This window comes from Streptomyces sp. GQFP (genome assembly GCF_021545335.1).
Classification (GTDB): domain Bacteria; phylum Actinomycetota; class Actinomycetes; order Streptomycetales; family Streptomycetaceae; genus Streptomyces.
This window is the reverse complement of the sequence record NZ_CP089312.1, coordinates 4,401,352-4,415,093: the sequence shown is the minus strand read 5'-3', so window position 1 is coordinate 4,415,093 and position 13,742 is coordinate 4,401,352. Positions and strand designations below refer to the sequence as shown.

At 67.8% G+C, this 13,742-nt stretch carries 7 protein-coding genes; 5 read left to right on the top strand and 2 right to left on the bottom strand.

From position 1 onward, the window contains the following. Positions 1 to 24: 24 nt before the first annotated feature. On the bottom strand, positions 25 to 450 hold the full coding sequence (locus tag LUX31_RS19465; RefSeq protein WP_235476057.1) for a hypothetical protein: 426 nt from the start codon (positions 448 to 450) through the stop codon (positions 25 to 27). 216 nt (positions 451 to 666) lie between these two features. Beyond that, positions 667 to 1,350 (bottom strand): hypothetical protein, encoded by a 684-nt coding sequence (locus tag LUX31_RS19460; RefSeq protein ID WP_235476056.1) that lies wholly within the window; start codon positions 1,348 to 1,350, stop codon positions 667 to 669. Positions 1,351 to 1,593: 243 nt separating this feature from the next. Here LUX31_RS19460 and LUX31_RS19455 point away from each other — a divergent pair, with 243 nt between their 5' ends. From LUX31_RS19455 to LUX31_RS19435, 5 genes are all read left to right on the top strand, one after another. Continuing rightward, positions 1,594 to 3,870: a CRISPR-associated endonuclease Cas3'' gene (locus LUX31_RS19455; RefSeq protein WP_235476055.1), complete on the top strand. Its 2,277-nt coding sequence runs from the start codon at positions 1,594 to 1,596 to the stop codon at positions 3,868 to 3,870. Between the two features lie 640 nt (positions 3,871 to 4,510). Then, entirely contained in the window at positions 4,511 to 5,182 is a 672-nt protein-coding gene (gene cas5c / locus LUX31_RS19450) for a type I-C CRISPR-associated protein Cas5c (protein WP_235476054.1), read from the top strand. A 7-nt stretch (positions 5,183 to 5,189) separates the two neighbouring features. After that, a complete protein-coding gene (gene cas8c, locus LUX31_RS19445) occupies positions 5,190 to 7,007 on the top strand; it encodes a type I-C CRISPR-associated protein Cas8c/Csd1 (protein ID WP_235476053.1) in 1,818 nt (605 codons plus the stop codon). A gap of 86 nt (positions 7,008 to 7,093) precedes the next feature. Further along, positions 7,094 to 7,966, top strand: coding sequence for a type I-C CRISPR-associated protein Cas7/Csd2 (gene cas7c, locus LUX31_RS19440; protein WP_235476052.1), 873 nt, complete (start codon positions 7,094 to 7,096; stop codon positions 7,964 to 7,966). A 3,210-nt stretch (positions 7,967 to 11,176) separates the two neighbouring features. Continuing rightward, positions 11,177 to 11,425 carry a hypothetical protein gene (locus LUX31_RS19435; RefSeq protein WP_235476051.1) on the top strand — a complete coding sequence of 83 codons (249 nt, stop codon included), beginning with the start codon at positions 11,177 to 11,179 and terminating at the stop codon, positions 11,423 to 11,425. Positions 11,426 to 13,742: the final 2,317 nt, after the last annotated feature.

Here is a 13,742-nt window from a genome sequence, read left to right as displayed (position 1 = left end):
ACGAGTTTGGTTCCACGCCCTCGGTCACCGTTCGGTGATGTGCTGGTCACGCCCGGCTTGGTACACCCGGCCGCTGCCGGAGACCTCGGCACGCATGTGGACCACTGCGCCCGGGATCTCCTGCTCTGCGGGAAGCAGAGCGCGAGACTCCTCCAGGACACGGAGCAGCTCCTGCGCGATGCCGGGATCGGCGATCAGCAGGCGGCGCAGCCGCCCCTGCCACTCACCCGCCAGAGCCTGTTCGCTGAGTGTGTCGCCTTCCTGGCGAGCAGCCAGGATCTCCGCCCGGGTCACCTCCAGCTCGTTGCCAACCTCGTCGGCCTGGGCAGGGCGCACACGGCGCCACAGGGCGACAACGCCGTCGCGCGTATGCTGCCAGACGTCGGTCGCCATCAGTGCCACGACGGTGGCGCTCGCAGTCTGCGCCATCACCGTCAACTGCGGATCCATGCTCCCCCCGAACCACCTGCACCTCGCATCTTCCCCATGATAGGCGGAGGTTGGCATGAACGGGCTGTGATCCGGCCGCAGCGCGGTAAATGCGGCTGACCTCGTGCCTGGGACGGCGGCCTACGTGCCGAAGGGTGCAGCAAGCGCGCTCGACAACTACCCTTTCGATTAGGGGCGTTGGTAGTCCGCGCCGTGCAGAGTCACCCCAGGGAGCAGTCACTCTCCGGTGGGGTGTACGGCGAGTAGTCTGTTCACGATGTCCTCGAATTCCGCGCCCAGGTCGCCAGGCAGTTCGTGGAAGCCGATGCTGCTGAATTTCCGGAGGTCCGTGTGCTGGTGTGGCGAGGGGAACCCCTCGGGACGACTCGGGGCAGCGTTCAGGAATCGTGTTGCTGCTGCCGATGTCACTTCAGCCGAGGGGCCGCTGAGTAGGACTACCAGCCGGGAGCCGTCCTGCGGTGTGAACAGGACGCGCGTTTCCCAGGAGCTCCAGGCCGACGCCACGGCGAAGCTAGGAGTCAGGACCAAGGCCGGGCCGCCGAGAATCCAGCGGACGGTGGCGGTGCACCACTCGTTTTCGGCGAACTTGTAGGTCTGTATGTCTCGGACGGAGTCGAGGACGGCGACCGACGGTTCGGTCCAGCCGGCCAGCCACTCTTGCGCCAGGCGTTGGAGGTCTCCTGTGCGGAACGTCGACATCTCGCAAGGGGACCGCCCGAGGTGAGCCTGCATGTTGTCAAAGGCGCGGTCGCTGATGGTGGCGCAGACTTCCGAGGTTGAAAGCACTTCACGGATGCGCTCAACGGGGGCGTCGGTAGGTTCCGCGATATGGGAAACGACCGCGTCGACGTCGATGAGGTGGACGAACCGATCCTTCAGGCCGTCGAGGTCCTGGTCCAAGGGTCCACCGCCGCTCCCGGGATCTCGGCAGCCTTGCCGTCCGCGTCGCGAAACAGCTTCAGATCCTTCACCGGCTCCAGCCCTCCCCTTCGCGTTCAGTGTCCTGAACAAGCCAATCGATCGGCTCCGGCATGTATTCCGGGCTGTTTTTACTTGTGCGGCCCCGGCGATGTCAGTGGCGGCGTATACGTTTCACTTCCGCGAGATTCAAGCGGTGACTGCACTTTGACCTGGGGATTCGTTATGGCTGCGTCCGGAGGCCAGTTGTACGCGCACAGTCGCAGTGCCGTATCTGGGAGCCGGCATTCGCTGGAGGAGCATCTGCGTGGCTCGGCGGCGCTGGCTTGCCGGTTCGGGGAGGTGTTCGGGGCGGGGGAGTTGGCTGCGTACCTTGCGCTGATCCACGATGTGGGCAAGGGCACTTGTTTGTGGCAGGGCCGGCTTTTGGAGGCGGAGCGCCGCGGTGGTGGCCGGGTTGGCCCTTCGCACAAGCACGCTGGCACGCTGCTGGCGCACCGCTATACGCAGTTGGCCTTCGGCGCGGTGGTGTTCGGTCACCACGGGGGCTTGCCGGACATGGACAGGTTGAAGACCGAGCTGGTGAAGGCCCAGCCCGGCGGGGAGCATGCCCAACTGGTCGAGGAAGCCATCGGGGCGGTGGAGAAGGCGATTCCGGAGATCCATCCGCAGCCGCGGCCCGCTGTGCCGGGATGGTTGATGGATCTGCCCAAGTCGGAGCGGCGGCTTGGGCTGGACCTGTTGCTGCGGATGCTGTTCAGCTGCGTGGTCGATGCGGACTTCCTGGATACCTCCGCGCACTTCGACAGCACCGCAGTCCGGTTGCGCGCGCCGGCGGACATGGACGCGTTGGTGGAACGGTACGAGGCACGACGGGCGAAGATGCTGGCCGGCCGGGAGCCGTCTCCGGTGGATGCGGTGCGGCAGTCGGTGTACGAGCAGGCGTGTACCGCGGCCCTGAGAGAGCCCGGCGTATACGTGCTGCACGTGCCCACGGGCGGGGCCAAGACGCTGGCTGCCGGGGGTTTTGCCCTGCGGCACGCGGCCGTGCACGGCAAGCGACGCGTGGTGCTCGCCGTGCCCTACGTGTCCATCACGGAGCAGAACGCTTCCGTGTATCGCGAACTGCTGGATCCGGATCCCGGCTCGGGCGAGGAGGCTGTGGTGCTGGAGCACCACAGTGGCGTGGACCTCGACGCGCACACGCCCCTGGACGGGATGCCGGCGGCGGAGCGCGCGCAGCGGGAGCGGCAGGCACATGCCGCCCGGCTGGCGGCGGAGAACTGGGACGCCCCGTTCGTGGTGACCACCACGGTGCGGCTGTTCGAGTCGCTGTTCTCGCACCGGCCGTCGCAGACGCGGCGGCTGCACAACCTGGCCGGCTCGGTGATCGTGCTGGACGAGGTCCAGTCCCTGCCGGACCGCTTGCTCACCCCGATCCTCAGCGGGCTGCGCGGGCTGGCCGAGCACTTCGGGGTCACCGTGCTGCTGGCCTCGGCCACCCAGCCGTCGTTTTGGGAGCTGCCTCGCTGGCAGGGGCTCGAGCGGCGGGCGGTCGTGGAGGACCCGTCCCCCTTGTTCGACGCGCTGCGCCGGGTCACCTACGAGTGGCGGATCGGTGAGGACGTCACCCTGGAGAGCATCGCCGGCGAGGCGGCCGGGCACCGGCAGGTACTGACCGTGACGGCGACCACCAAGGACGCGGCTCGCCTCCACCGTCACCTTGAGCAGAGAGTGGCTGAGGGGGAGGTGCTGCACCTGTCGACCCGGATGACGGGCGCACACCGCCGCGAAGTCATCGCCCGGATCAAGGAGTTGCTGGCCGGCGGCGCGCCGGTACAGGTCGTGTCCACCAGCCTGATCGAGGCCGGTGTGGACCTCGACTTCCCGCGCGTGTACCGGGCGTGGGCGCCGGCGGAGTCGATGCAGCAGGCGGCCGGCCGCTGCAACCGCGACGGGCGCCTGTCCACCGGCACGGTGGTCATCTTCCGCCTTGCGAAAGGCGGACAACCGCGCGGAACCGAGTACCGGGCGGCCGTGCAGGCAACGGACGGCTTCTTCGGGCCGGACCTCGCGCGCCCCGACGACCTGGGGGCGCTGGAGCGCTATTACCCGGTCCGTTACGCCCTACAGCCGGGGCTGGGCGAGGAGATCGAGGAACTGCGGCGCCGTCTGGACTTTCCTGCCGTCGACCACGCCTTCGAGATGATCGAGGACGGGCACAGCGTCCCGGCCGTCGTCGTCCGCCGTGAGGCGGACCGGGAAGCGATCGAAACGGCCGTCGCCCGACTGCGGGATCCGCATCGTCCGTGCGGACCGGAGGTCCTGCGCGGTCTGCAGCAGCACACGGCCTCCCTACCGCGTCACGAGGCGGAGGCGGCCCTGCGGTCCGGCTTGGCCGTGCCGGTGACAGGCGACCTGATCCTCTGGCTCGATGCCTACCACGAGCAGCGGGGCCTCGACCCGGACGAGGCAGAGGAACCGGGCGCCTTCAACCTCTAGGAGCCGAGTTCAGCACCGAAGCCGTTCTGTTCTGGACGTGCCACCATGAGCCTGTGGTCTTCTGGAAGATCACCTGGCGGCCTCGCCTAACGGACGATGTCTGGAGTGGCGGCCGAGGATCGAAACTTTGCCGGACCAGATCGATGTGGGGCCCAGGGGTGTCAGCACCTGGGCCCTTCTCATTGCTGCGTGTGCAGTACGGCGATCCACGTAGTTCTGGCCTCCTCCGAGTCGGTATTGGTAGCGGTTGTCTGGCTGCCTCACACCATCAAGCCTCCAAGAAGGAGAGCTCAATGAAGAGAGCGAGAGGGCGCGTGTAGATCGATCCGGCAACAAGTCCGGCCCTCCGACGGCCGTGGGCGTCGTTGTGATCGTCGTCATCTCCCTAGTCATGCGCGGTCGACTCAGGCTTCGCCTGGACGTCGGCTAACCAGCAGGTCAGAGGCGATGTCAGTGGCTGCCCTTACGGTGTGCAGCTACTGGCGTCGACCGGCCTGGGCGACAACACAGCGAAGTACAGGACGACTTGGGAATCCAGGAGAGGAGTTGTGTGGGCGTGGCGTCTCGTGTAGCTGCTGCCTCGCGGCGAGTTGAACGGCGGGGCAATGACGGTTGGGTATTTCCGGATCTTGTGGTGGAAGTGGCCGGTCCGCTGGCCTGCTTCACCCGGCCGGAGCTGAAGGTGGAACGGGTCTCGTATCCGGTGATGGGACCCTCCGCGGCCGTGGGGGTGCTGGAGGCCATCTTCTGGAAGCCGGAATTCCAGTACGTGGTGCGGTCGATCGAAGTCCTCGCGCCGATCGAGTGGACGGCGGTCCGCCGTAACGAGGTCAAATCCGTGATCACGGCCGGCGAGGTCGCGGCCCTGCGCAGGGACCCTGGCCGCCGCTACGACGTCGAGAAGGACCGGGACCAGCGCAACAGCATGCTGCTGCGCGACGTCAACTACCGCATCCGCACTCAAGTCGTCCTGACCGAACGCGGCCAGGGCGGGCGCGAGGAGAAGTACCGCGAGCAACTGCGCCGCCGCGTGGACAAGGGCGCCTGCTTTGCCCAGCCGTTTCTCGGCTGCCGCGAGTTCAGCGCCTCTTTCGGCCCACAGACCGACACCGCGCCCATCAAGCGGGACGAGGACCTGGGCGTCATGCTGCACTCGATCGGCTACCCGACCTCCGGCGGCGAGGAGTACCGCTGGTTCCACGCCCAGCTGCACCAGGGCGTGCTGCAGGTGCCGCTCAGGCCGCTGGGAGCGGGCGAGGTGGTCATGCCGACCGGATCCGGCTGGCGTGCAGACGGGGCCGAGGCGGGGTGAGGCGCCGATGCTGCTGCAGCGTCTGACCGAAGTCGCCGAACGGGCCGAGGCCGACGGCATGCTCCCGCCCGCCTACTACCGGCCCAAGAAGATCCAGTGGGTGCTGCGGATCGACGCCGACGGCTTAACCGCCCAGCTTCACGACCGCCGCCCGGCCAAGGGATCGAAGGACAAGCCACTTGCCAGGGACGCCCCTTACGCCTACCGGTCGGGCAAGATGCCGCCGCCGTACCTGCTGGTCGACACCGCCCAGTACGTTCTGGCGGTGCCGAAGGTTGGCACGGACGGCACTGTCAGCGAGGCGGCCAGGGCGGAAGCCATCCGACGCCACCGCGAATACACCGACCTGCTGCTGACCTGGGCCCAGAGCGCTCCGGACGATCCGTACGCGCAGGCCGTGCATGCCTTCGTCACCAGCGGTGGCCTGGCCCGCATTCCGCTGCCCGACGACATCACCTCGGCCGACACCGTCGCCCTGCTGGGCCATGACGGGACCTGGCTGCACGAACTGCCCACGGCGTGTGCCCTGTGGGCGGCGACCGTGCGGGCCCGCAAGTCCGGCAGCGGCGCGACAGGTCTGTGCCTGGTGTGCGGCGAGCAGGGCGAGCTGCTGTCCACGATCCCCGAGAGCATCAAGTCCGGGGCGATCCCCACCAGGGGCCTGGGCCGCGACTCCCAACTGATCAGTATCAACGCCGCCGCCCAGGGCCGCGGCGGGGCGTTGCAGCTGGTGAACACTCCAGTGTGTGAACGTTGCGGGAGCCGGGCCATGGCCGCGCTCAACCTGCTGCTGTCCACCGACACGCACCGTCGGCGCGGGAGCGACACGGTCACCGTGTGGTGGACCAAGGAGCCGGTCGATGACCTCTTCGGATGCCTGGACACCCCGACCGAGGAGAGCGTCGCCAAGCTTCTCGACGCCCTGCACGAGTGCCCCGACCCCATCGCCGCCGAGCGCCTGGACCCGGGTGCCTACTACGCACTCACCCTCGGCCTGAACAACGCCCGCGCGGTGGTCCTGGACTGGCTCGACATCCCCGTCGGCCGCCTGCGCAACCACCTCGGCGCCTGGTTCGAGCACCACCGGGCCTACGACGGCTGGGAGCACAAGTACCGCTACCTGCCGCTGTGGCATTTGGCCTTGGCGGCCGGCCGCTGGGACGACAAGGCTGGCCGGTACGTCGCCCGCAGCGGGCCCAAGGGGCTGGAGAACGAGCTGCTGCGCGCTGCCCTTACCCGTGGCCCGATGCCCGCCCGCCTCCTGCCCCACCTGCTGCAGCGCATCCGCGCCGACGGCCGCGTCGACCATCCCCGCACTGCTCTGCTCCGCCTCGCACTCCACCCGAACCGGAAGGACCACCAGGTGACCGGCCCCGCACCCCAACTCGAAGAACCCAACCGGGAACCCGGCTACCTGTGCGGACGCGCCTTCGCCGTCCTGCAAGCCATCCAGTACGCCGCCCTCGGCGACATCAACACCACCATCGGCGACAAGTACTTCGGCACCGCCATGACCGCACCCGCTGCCGTCCTCACCACCCTCCGCGCCGGAGCCAGCGGCCACCTTAAACGGCTGCGCCGCGACAAACGCGGCACCTACTACGCCCTCGACGCGCGCCTGGCCGAGGCATTCGCCGCGCTCGCCCAGCTCGACGACGGCATCCCCCTGCTGCTCACCACCCGCCAGCAGGCATGGTTCGTCCTCGGCTACGACCAGCAGCGTGCCGCCGACAACGCGGCCCGCGCCGCCCACAAGCAGGCCCAAAAAGCCGACGAGAACGCCAGCGGCCCGGACGAGCCCGCAACCGCGCCGCCCGCGGCCTGACCCCCGCAGCACATCCCCTCCCCATCCGATGCTGCCCTGCCCGACCCGGCAGCCCCAGACCTCACCGAGACCAGGAGAACCAGCCCATGACCGCGCCGCACCTCGACCCCAACCACAAGATCGACTTCGTGTACCTGATCGAGGCACGCGACAGCAACCCCAACGGCGACCCCGACGCCGGCGGCATGCCCCGCACCGACCCCGTCTCCGGCCAGGGCCTGATCACCGACGTCGCCCTCAAGCGGAAGATCCGCAACACCGTCTCCCTCCTCAACGAGGAAGACAACAAACCCGGCTACGACATCTACGTCGAAGCCGGCGTCGCCCTCAACGCCCAGCACGAACGCGCCTACGCCCCAGACGCCCTCGGCGACCAGGCCAGCCAGCTCGACGCCCAGCAGTGGATGTGCCAGACCTTCTTCGACATCCGCATGTTCGGCGCTGTCATGACCACCGGTAAGAAGGACCGCCAGGCCGGCCGCGTCCGCGGACCCCTCCAGCTCACCTTCTCCCGCTCCGTCGACCCCGTCACCCCCCTCGAATACGGCATCACCCGCGTCACCCCCACCAGGCAGGAAGACGTCGACGCCGGCAAGAACACCGAGATGGGCTCCAAGCACATCGTCCCCTACGGCCTCTACCGCGGCGAAGGCCACTTCAGCGCCCCCCTCGCCGCCCGCACCGGTGTCACCAGCGACGACCTCGCCATGTTCTGGCGCGCCTTCACCCTCATGTTCGACCACGACCGCGCCGCCGCCCGCGGCGAACTCAACCTGCGCGGCCTGTACGTCTTCACCCACGACGACAAGTACGGCAAAGCCCCCGCGCGCCAGCTTCTGGACCGCATCACCATCAAGGGCCCCGGTGATGCCACCGCCCGCGCGTTCACCGACTACCAGGTCGACGTGCAGGAGGCTGGACTGCCCGACGGCGTCACCCTCACCACCCTGATCGGATAACCACTAGCGGTCGCTCTCCCGGGTGGCCGAGGATCGCAACGGCTGCTCCCCGCGCAGCGGGCCGTCCTCGCCGTCGAGTGGCGGTCCCCCGCCAAGGTGACCGAGGGTCGCAACTTCCGCAGCACGGTCACTCTGACGCTGAGCATCTTCGTGGCGGTCGCCTTCCGGTGTGACCGAGGATCGCAACTGGTTCGTCCACTCCAGGTGCCCGATCACGGACTCGGGTGGCGGTCGCCCTCTGGGGCGGCTGAGGATCGCAACCACAACACACCGGGTTCGCCGTACGAAACGATCACCGGTGGCGGTCGCCCTCCGGGGTGACTGAGGATCGCAACTGCCTCATGGAGGCGTACGTCGACTGGGTCGGCTCGTGGCGGTCGTCCTCTGGGGTGACCGAGGATCGCAACATCGGTGTCTGACTCAACCTGACCTTCGGTTTCACCTAGCGGTCGTCCTTCGGGGTGGCCGAGGATCGCATCTTCGGGGACTGGGCGAGGGCACCGACCGTCATCGTGGCGGTCGCTCTCCGGGGCGCTCGAGAGCCGCAACACCGGCTCCGGTCGGCCATCGAGTACTGCCTCAAGCAGTGGCGGGCGCCCTTCGAGGCGAGCGAGGATCGCAACTCCACCGAAGACGAGCGAGCCAGGCAAATCTCCGCCGATGGCGGTCGCCTTTCGAGGTGACCGAGGATTGCAACGCGGGCATCGACTGGGTCCGCAACCTGGAGACTCCGAGTGGCGGTCGCCTTCCGGGGTGACCGAGGATCGCAATGACGGGCCGACCACCACTCCGCTGAACATCAACGCACGTGGCGGTCGCCCTCCGGGGTGCCTGAGGATCGCAACGTGGAGATCGACCGCACGATGTCCTACGCCCGGCTGGTGGCGGTCGCCCTCCGGCGTGACCGAGGATCGCAACGTCTTGGTCAGCACGACCTCTGCGGGTCTGAGCCCGCGTGGCGGTCGTCCTCCGGGGCGACCGAGGATCGCAACGAAATGAGGCCGGACGGTCTGGCGCGCGAGATCAAGTGGCGGTCGCCCTCCGGGGTGACCGAGGATCGCAACTGGGCCATCCAGCACTACTCGACCGGCGATCCCCGCGTGGCGGTTGCTCTCTGGGGTGACCGAGGATCGCAACCGGATCGGCTCGTTCAGCGGAGCGCTCAGGATGTCGTGGTGGTCGTCCTACGGGATGACCGAGGATCGCAACGAGGGTGGAGCGCACGTCCCAGGTGTCCGGCACGTAGTGGCGGTCGCTCTCCGGGGTGACCGAGGATCGCAACGCCTTGCCCTTCGGCACGCACGGCGACCGCGGCACGTAGCGGTCGTCTTGCGGAGCGGCCGAGGATCGCAACTACCTGACGACTGCGAGCGAGGCCGAGAAGATCTTGAGTGGCGGTCGCTCTCCGGGGTGACCGAGGATTGCAACGGCTACCGCCTCGCCAACGGTGTCGACTCCCTCGCCGGTGGCGGTCGCCCTCCAGGTGACCCGAGGATCGCAACGGCAAGCAGGCCGTCGACAACGAACTCGTCGACCGTGGCGGTTGTCCTCTGGGGCGACCGAGGATCGCAACTTCGCGGACTTGAGGATGACGATGAAGAGGACGATGGTGGTGGTCGCCTTCCGGGGTGACCGAGGATCGCAATTTCTACATCACGTGCGCGGGCGCGGGCGCGGGCACCGGCTCCCGTGGCGGTCGCCCTTCGGGGGGCCGAGGATCGCAACCGCAACCCGCTCGTCCCCGAAGGCCAGTGCGGGCTGATGCGGCGGTCGCCTTCCAGGGGGACCGAGGATCGCAACCCGGAACAACTCGACCCGGAGCAGCGAGCTGAGCAGTCGCGGTCGTCCTTCGGGATGACCGAGGATCGCAACTTCACGGCGTCCGGGTCGAAGGCGACCGGGGGCTTGGTGGCGGTCGTCCTCCGGGGTGACCGAGGATCGCAACACTCCGGCGCCCTGGCCAGACGGGGGCACCCCGCCCGGGTGGCGGTCGCCCATTGGGCTGACCGAGGATCGCAACGATGCCGCCCGGGCGCTCGCGTGGCTCGCCCGAGCCGTGGCGGTCGCCTTCCAGGGTGACCGAGGATCGCAACACCATCGAGCGCATCCTCAAGCCCCGGGGCATCCCGTGTGGCGGCCGCCGTCCGAGAGACGAGGATCGCAACATATCGAGTCCCCGACGTACGGCATGCGGGCTTCGGGTGGCGGTTGCCTTTCGGGGTGGCCGAGGATCGCAACCCCTTCACTGAGCCCGGCGCCACGCTGGAGGGCAACGTGGTGGTTGCCCTCCGCGGTGACCGAGGATCGCAACTTCGCGGACGGCTACGGCCGGAAGACGAAGGAGCGGGTGGCGGTCGCCCTCCGGGGTGACCGAGGATCGCAACGCCACGGCGATCAAGGCCCACGGCACCGGCCTGGGCGTGGCGGTCGCCCTCCGGGGTGACCGAGGATCGCAACTCCCGCGCCTCCAGGACCAGCAGGAGCAGCGCAAGAGTGGCGGTCGCCCTCCGGGCGATCGAGGATCGCAACCCCGTGATCGGACAGGCGATCACTACCCTGCACCGCGTGTGGCGGTCGCCCTCCGGGGCGGCCGAGGGTCGCAACATGATGGTCTGCGCGCCGTTGCGGCCCCACCGCTCCCGTGGCAGTCGCCTTCCGGGGTGACCGAGGATCGCAACGCCGACCCGTTGCGGTCGATGTGTAGCCGTCCCCGCAGTGGCGGTCGTCCTTCGGGTCGGCTAAGGATCGCAACCTCTCCCAGCGCGGCGTCATCGTCGACCAGGACAAGTGGCAGTCGCCCTTCGGGGTGACTGAGGATCGCAACGACAAGAAGGTTCCTGGGCGTGGCTCGTCGACCTGTGGTGGCGGTCGCTCTCCAGGGTGACCGAGGATCGCAACCGTACGGTCGCCACTGACTGAGACACCGGCGAGAATGTGGCGGTCGCCTTCCGGGGCGACCTAGGAGATGGTGCGGGACTACGTGCCGGACGCCCTCTGGGGTGACCGGGGATCGTAACAAGGTCCGTTCCGAGTACGGCTCGGCCGAGGTGCACGTGGCGGTCGCCCCCCCGGGGTGACCGCGGATCGCAACTACTTTCCCGTCCTCGGCGAAGACGCGGACGGCTCCGTGGCGGTTGTCCTTTGCGCCAGCCGAGGATCGCAACCGAAAGGAGCGGGCCAAGAAGCGCCGGGTGGCGGTTGCTCTTCGGGATGACCGAGGTTCGCAACGGCAAACAGGCCATCGACAACGAACTCGTCGACCTCGAGTGGCGGTCGCCCTCCAGAGTGACCGAGGATCGCAACGACGCCATGACCCGGCTGAACCGGGCCAAGCTGGACGTGGCGGTCGCCCTCTGGGGTGACCGAGGATCGCAACTTCGCAGTGCCGTGGTAGCCGATCCGGCCGTACCCGGTGGCGGTCGCCCTCCAGGACGACCGAGGATCGCAACAGCGCGGTGATCGGCGATACCGCCCCGGCTGGCGGGTGGCGGTCGCCCTCCGGGGCGACGGAGGATCGCAACGGGCCGAGGGGGAGCTACGCCTTCCCGATCGGCGTGGACGTGGCGGTCGCCCTCTGGGGCGACCGGGGATCGCAACGGCAAGGCAGCGCGCATCGCCGACGAGGACATCGACTGGCGGTTGCCCTCGAGGCGACCGAGGATCGCAACGTCATCGACCTGGACGCCGAGCGCCGCGAGGTTGAGTGTGGCGGTTGCCCTCCGGGGCGGCCGAGGATCGCAACTCCGGGAGAGAACTTGCAGAGCCGTCCCGCCACACGGGTGGCGGTCGCCCTCTGGGGCGACCGGGGATCACAACAGCACCATCAGCAGTAGCCCAAGCCGGTCGGTCGCCGGTGGCGGTCGTCCTTCGGGGCAACCGAGGACCCAAAGACGACGACCCCAATGACAGCTCGGAACGCCCCAAGTGGCGGTTGTCCTCCGCGGCGGCCGAGGATCGCAACGTCGAGGACCAGTGGCTGCACATCACGCTGGCGCAGAGTGGCGGTCGTCCTCCGGGGTGACCGAGGATCGCAACACCCACGTCGTCTACGTCCACGACCGGTGCGCCCTGTGTGGCGGTCGCCTTCTGGGGTGACCGAGGATCGCAACTTCTCCCAGAAACGGACGTGGCCGGACGGACCGTACGTGGCGGTCGCTCTCCGGGGTGAACCAGGGATCGCAACATCCACGTGGCGTGCGTGTTGCGGGCCCCGCGCATACTGGCGGTCGTCCTCCGTGGCGACTGAGGATCGCAACGGCGACGGCATCGGCACGTACTCGCTGGAGGGTGCCGGTGGCTGTCGCCCTCCGGGGCGGCCGAGGATCCCCACCGCCCGGAGGTACGCTGCCGACCGTCGCCCTATCCACACCAGCCAGAGTTGCCATTCCGAGCAGCGCCATGTGGACTCTCTACAGTCCAACCTTGCACAGCCAAAGACCGTGCCTACGACTCCGCTGGACAGCACCTTGGTGCGGACGTTGGACCCATGGGAGGCCAAGGGGAGGCCGGACGCCTCTGGACCAGGTGGACGCGATAACACCGGCCAAAAGGCCGCATGTGTTCTGATCAGGCAAAGCTGGATCCGGAGGCATAGGGTGGCAGCTCGTGTCACGATCACTAGTGTTCTCGTAATGCGTAGGTCTCGGGTTCGAATCCCGAAGGCGGCTCCATGGTGAACCCCAGGTCATGCCTCTGACCTGGGGTTTCTTGTTTCTGTTGACCTTGGAATCCGGGCCAATCGGATGCATGCTGTCTACGCATCGTAATGCGTAGGTCCAAGGTGCAGCTCCTGTGGTGACATCTAGGGTCGGGCCCTTGAACTGGGCTTTTGCGGTGGTGGCGGCCTTAGCTGATGAGCTGTCAAGGATCAGGTGTGGCCAATGTGAGGCCATGAGTGCAGCCGCAGCGCTCGGACGGCGATAAGGGGCCCGCATTCCTGGGTTCAGCGTTGACCGGCGATTTGTGGGTATTCGACAAGTAGGTGCGTGACTCGCCCCATCAAGTAGGAGCGGCGGCTGATCGTCGACCCGAGGGCAACAGCCGGGATGCTCGGGGTGGCGGCGAAGTTCGACGGCGAGTCCCGTCTGTTGCGGGATGCTTCATTTAGAGAATGTGCGACACCTGCGGTGGTGATGTGGGTTCCGGTGATTCGGGTAGTCGTCGGCGGGAGTTCCGGCGGTCATGTGCGCTCCGTCGTTGTGATGCGCAGCGCCGCTCGCTGCGACAGGTGGTGGGGCGAGAGTCGTCGGGAGCCTGGCTGGGCGGATTCGGGCGGGGTGCGATCTCCGCTGGGGGCAAGCAAGGGGGGCCCACCGCAGGTCAGCGCGTCCTTGGGGCATGGGTTGGGGTTCTTCAGGAGTAAATGGCCGAGGGCGGTGGCGTTTATGGCGGGCAGGGGTCTGGGGCGGGGGCTCTCGTACCGCCCTCTGGTGGCGTACTGCGAAGGGCAGTCGCCTGCTGGTCCGGGTGGTGGGATGAGCGGGGAGCGAGGCGTCAGCCTTCATGTCGAATTCCTTGCTTGATAGAGACTTTGCCTTTCCTTGCCGCTGGGCCGGATGGTCGGTGGGCTCCCGTTGGGTCAACTACCGCCTCCCCTTGTTCCCTTTGCGCTGAGCAGGTCTATTGATCAGCGAACTGTTTCTTTTTCTTTACTTGTTGACGATCGCCTGTGGGGCGGTTTGATTCACTTGGTCCCCTTGGGAATTAATTGACTTCGTTGACTTAAGTAAGCCCTCAGGTTTTGATCACTCGGCTGTGAACGGCAGTGAAGGATCTG

What these genes read in the sequence shown, in the direction of transcription:
- LUX31_RS19465 (WP_235476057.1), bottom strand. Translation starts at nt 450, where the DNA reads ATGGATCCGCAGTTGACGGTGATGGCGCAGACTGCGAGCGCCACCGTC.
- LUX31_RS19455 (WP_235476055.1), top strand. Translation starts at nt 1,594, where the DNA reads ATGGCTGCGTCCGGAGGCCAGTTGTACGCGCACAGTCGCAGTGCCGTA.
- cas8c (WP_235476053.1), top strand. Translation starts at nt 5,190, where the DNA reads ATGCTGCTGCAGCGTCTGACCGAAGTCGCCGAACGGGCCGAGGCCGAC.
- cas7c (WP_235476052.1), top strand. Translation starts at nt 7,094, where the DNA reads ATGACCGCGCCGCACCTCGACCCCAACCACAAGATCGACTTCGTGTAC.
- LUX31_RS19435 (WP_235476051.1), top strand. Translation starts at nt 11,177, where the DNA reads ATGACCGAGGTTCGCAACGGCAAACAGGCCATCGACAACGAACTCGTC.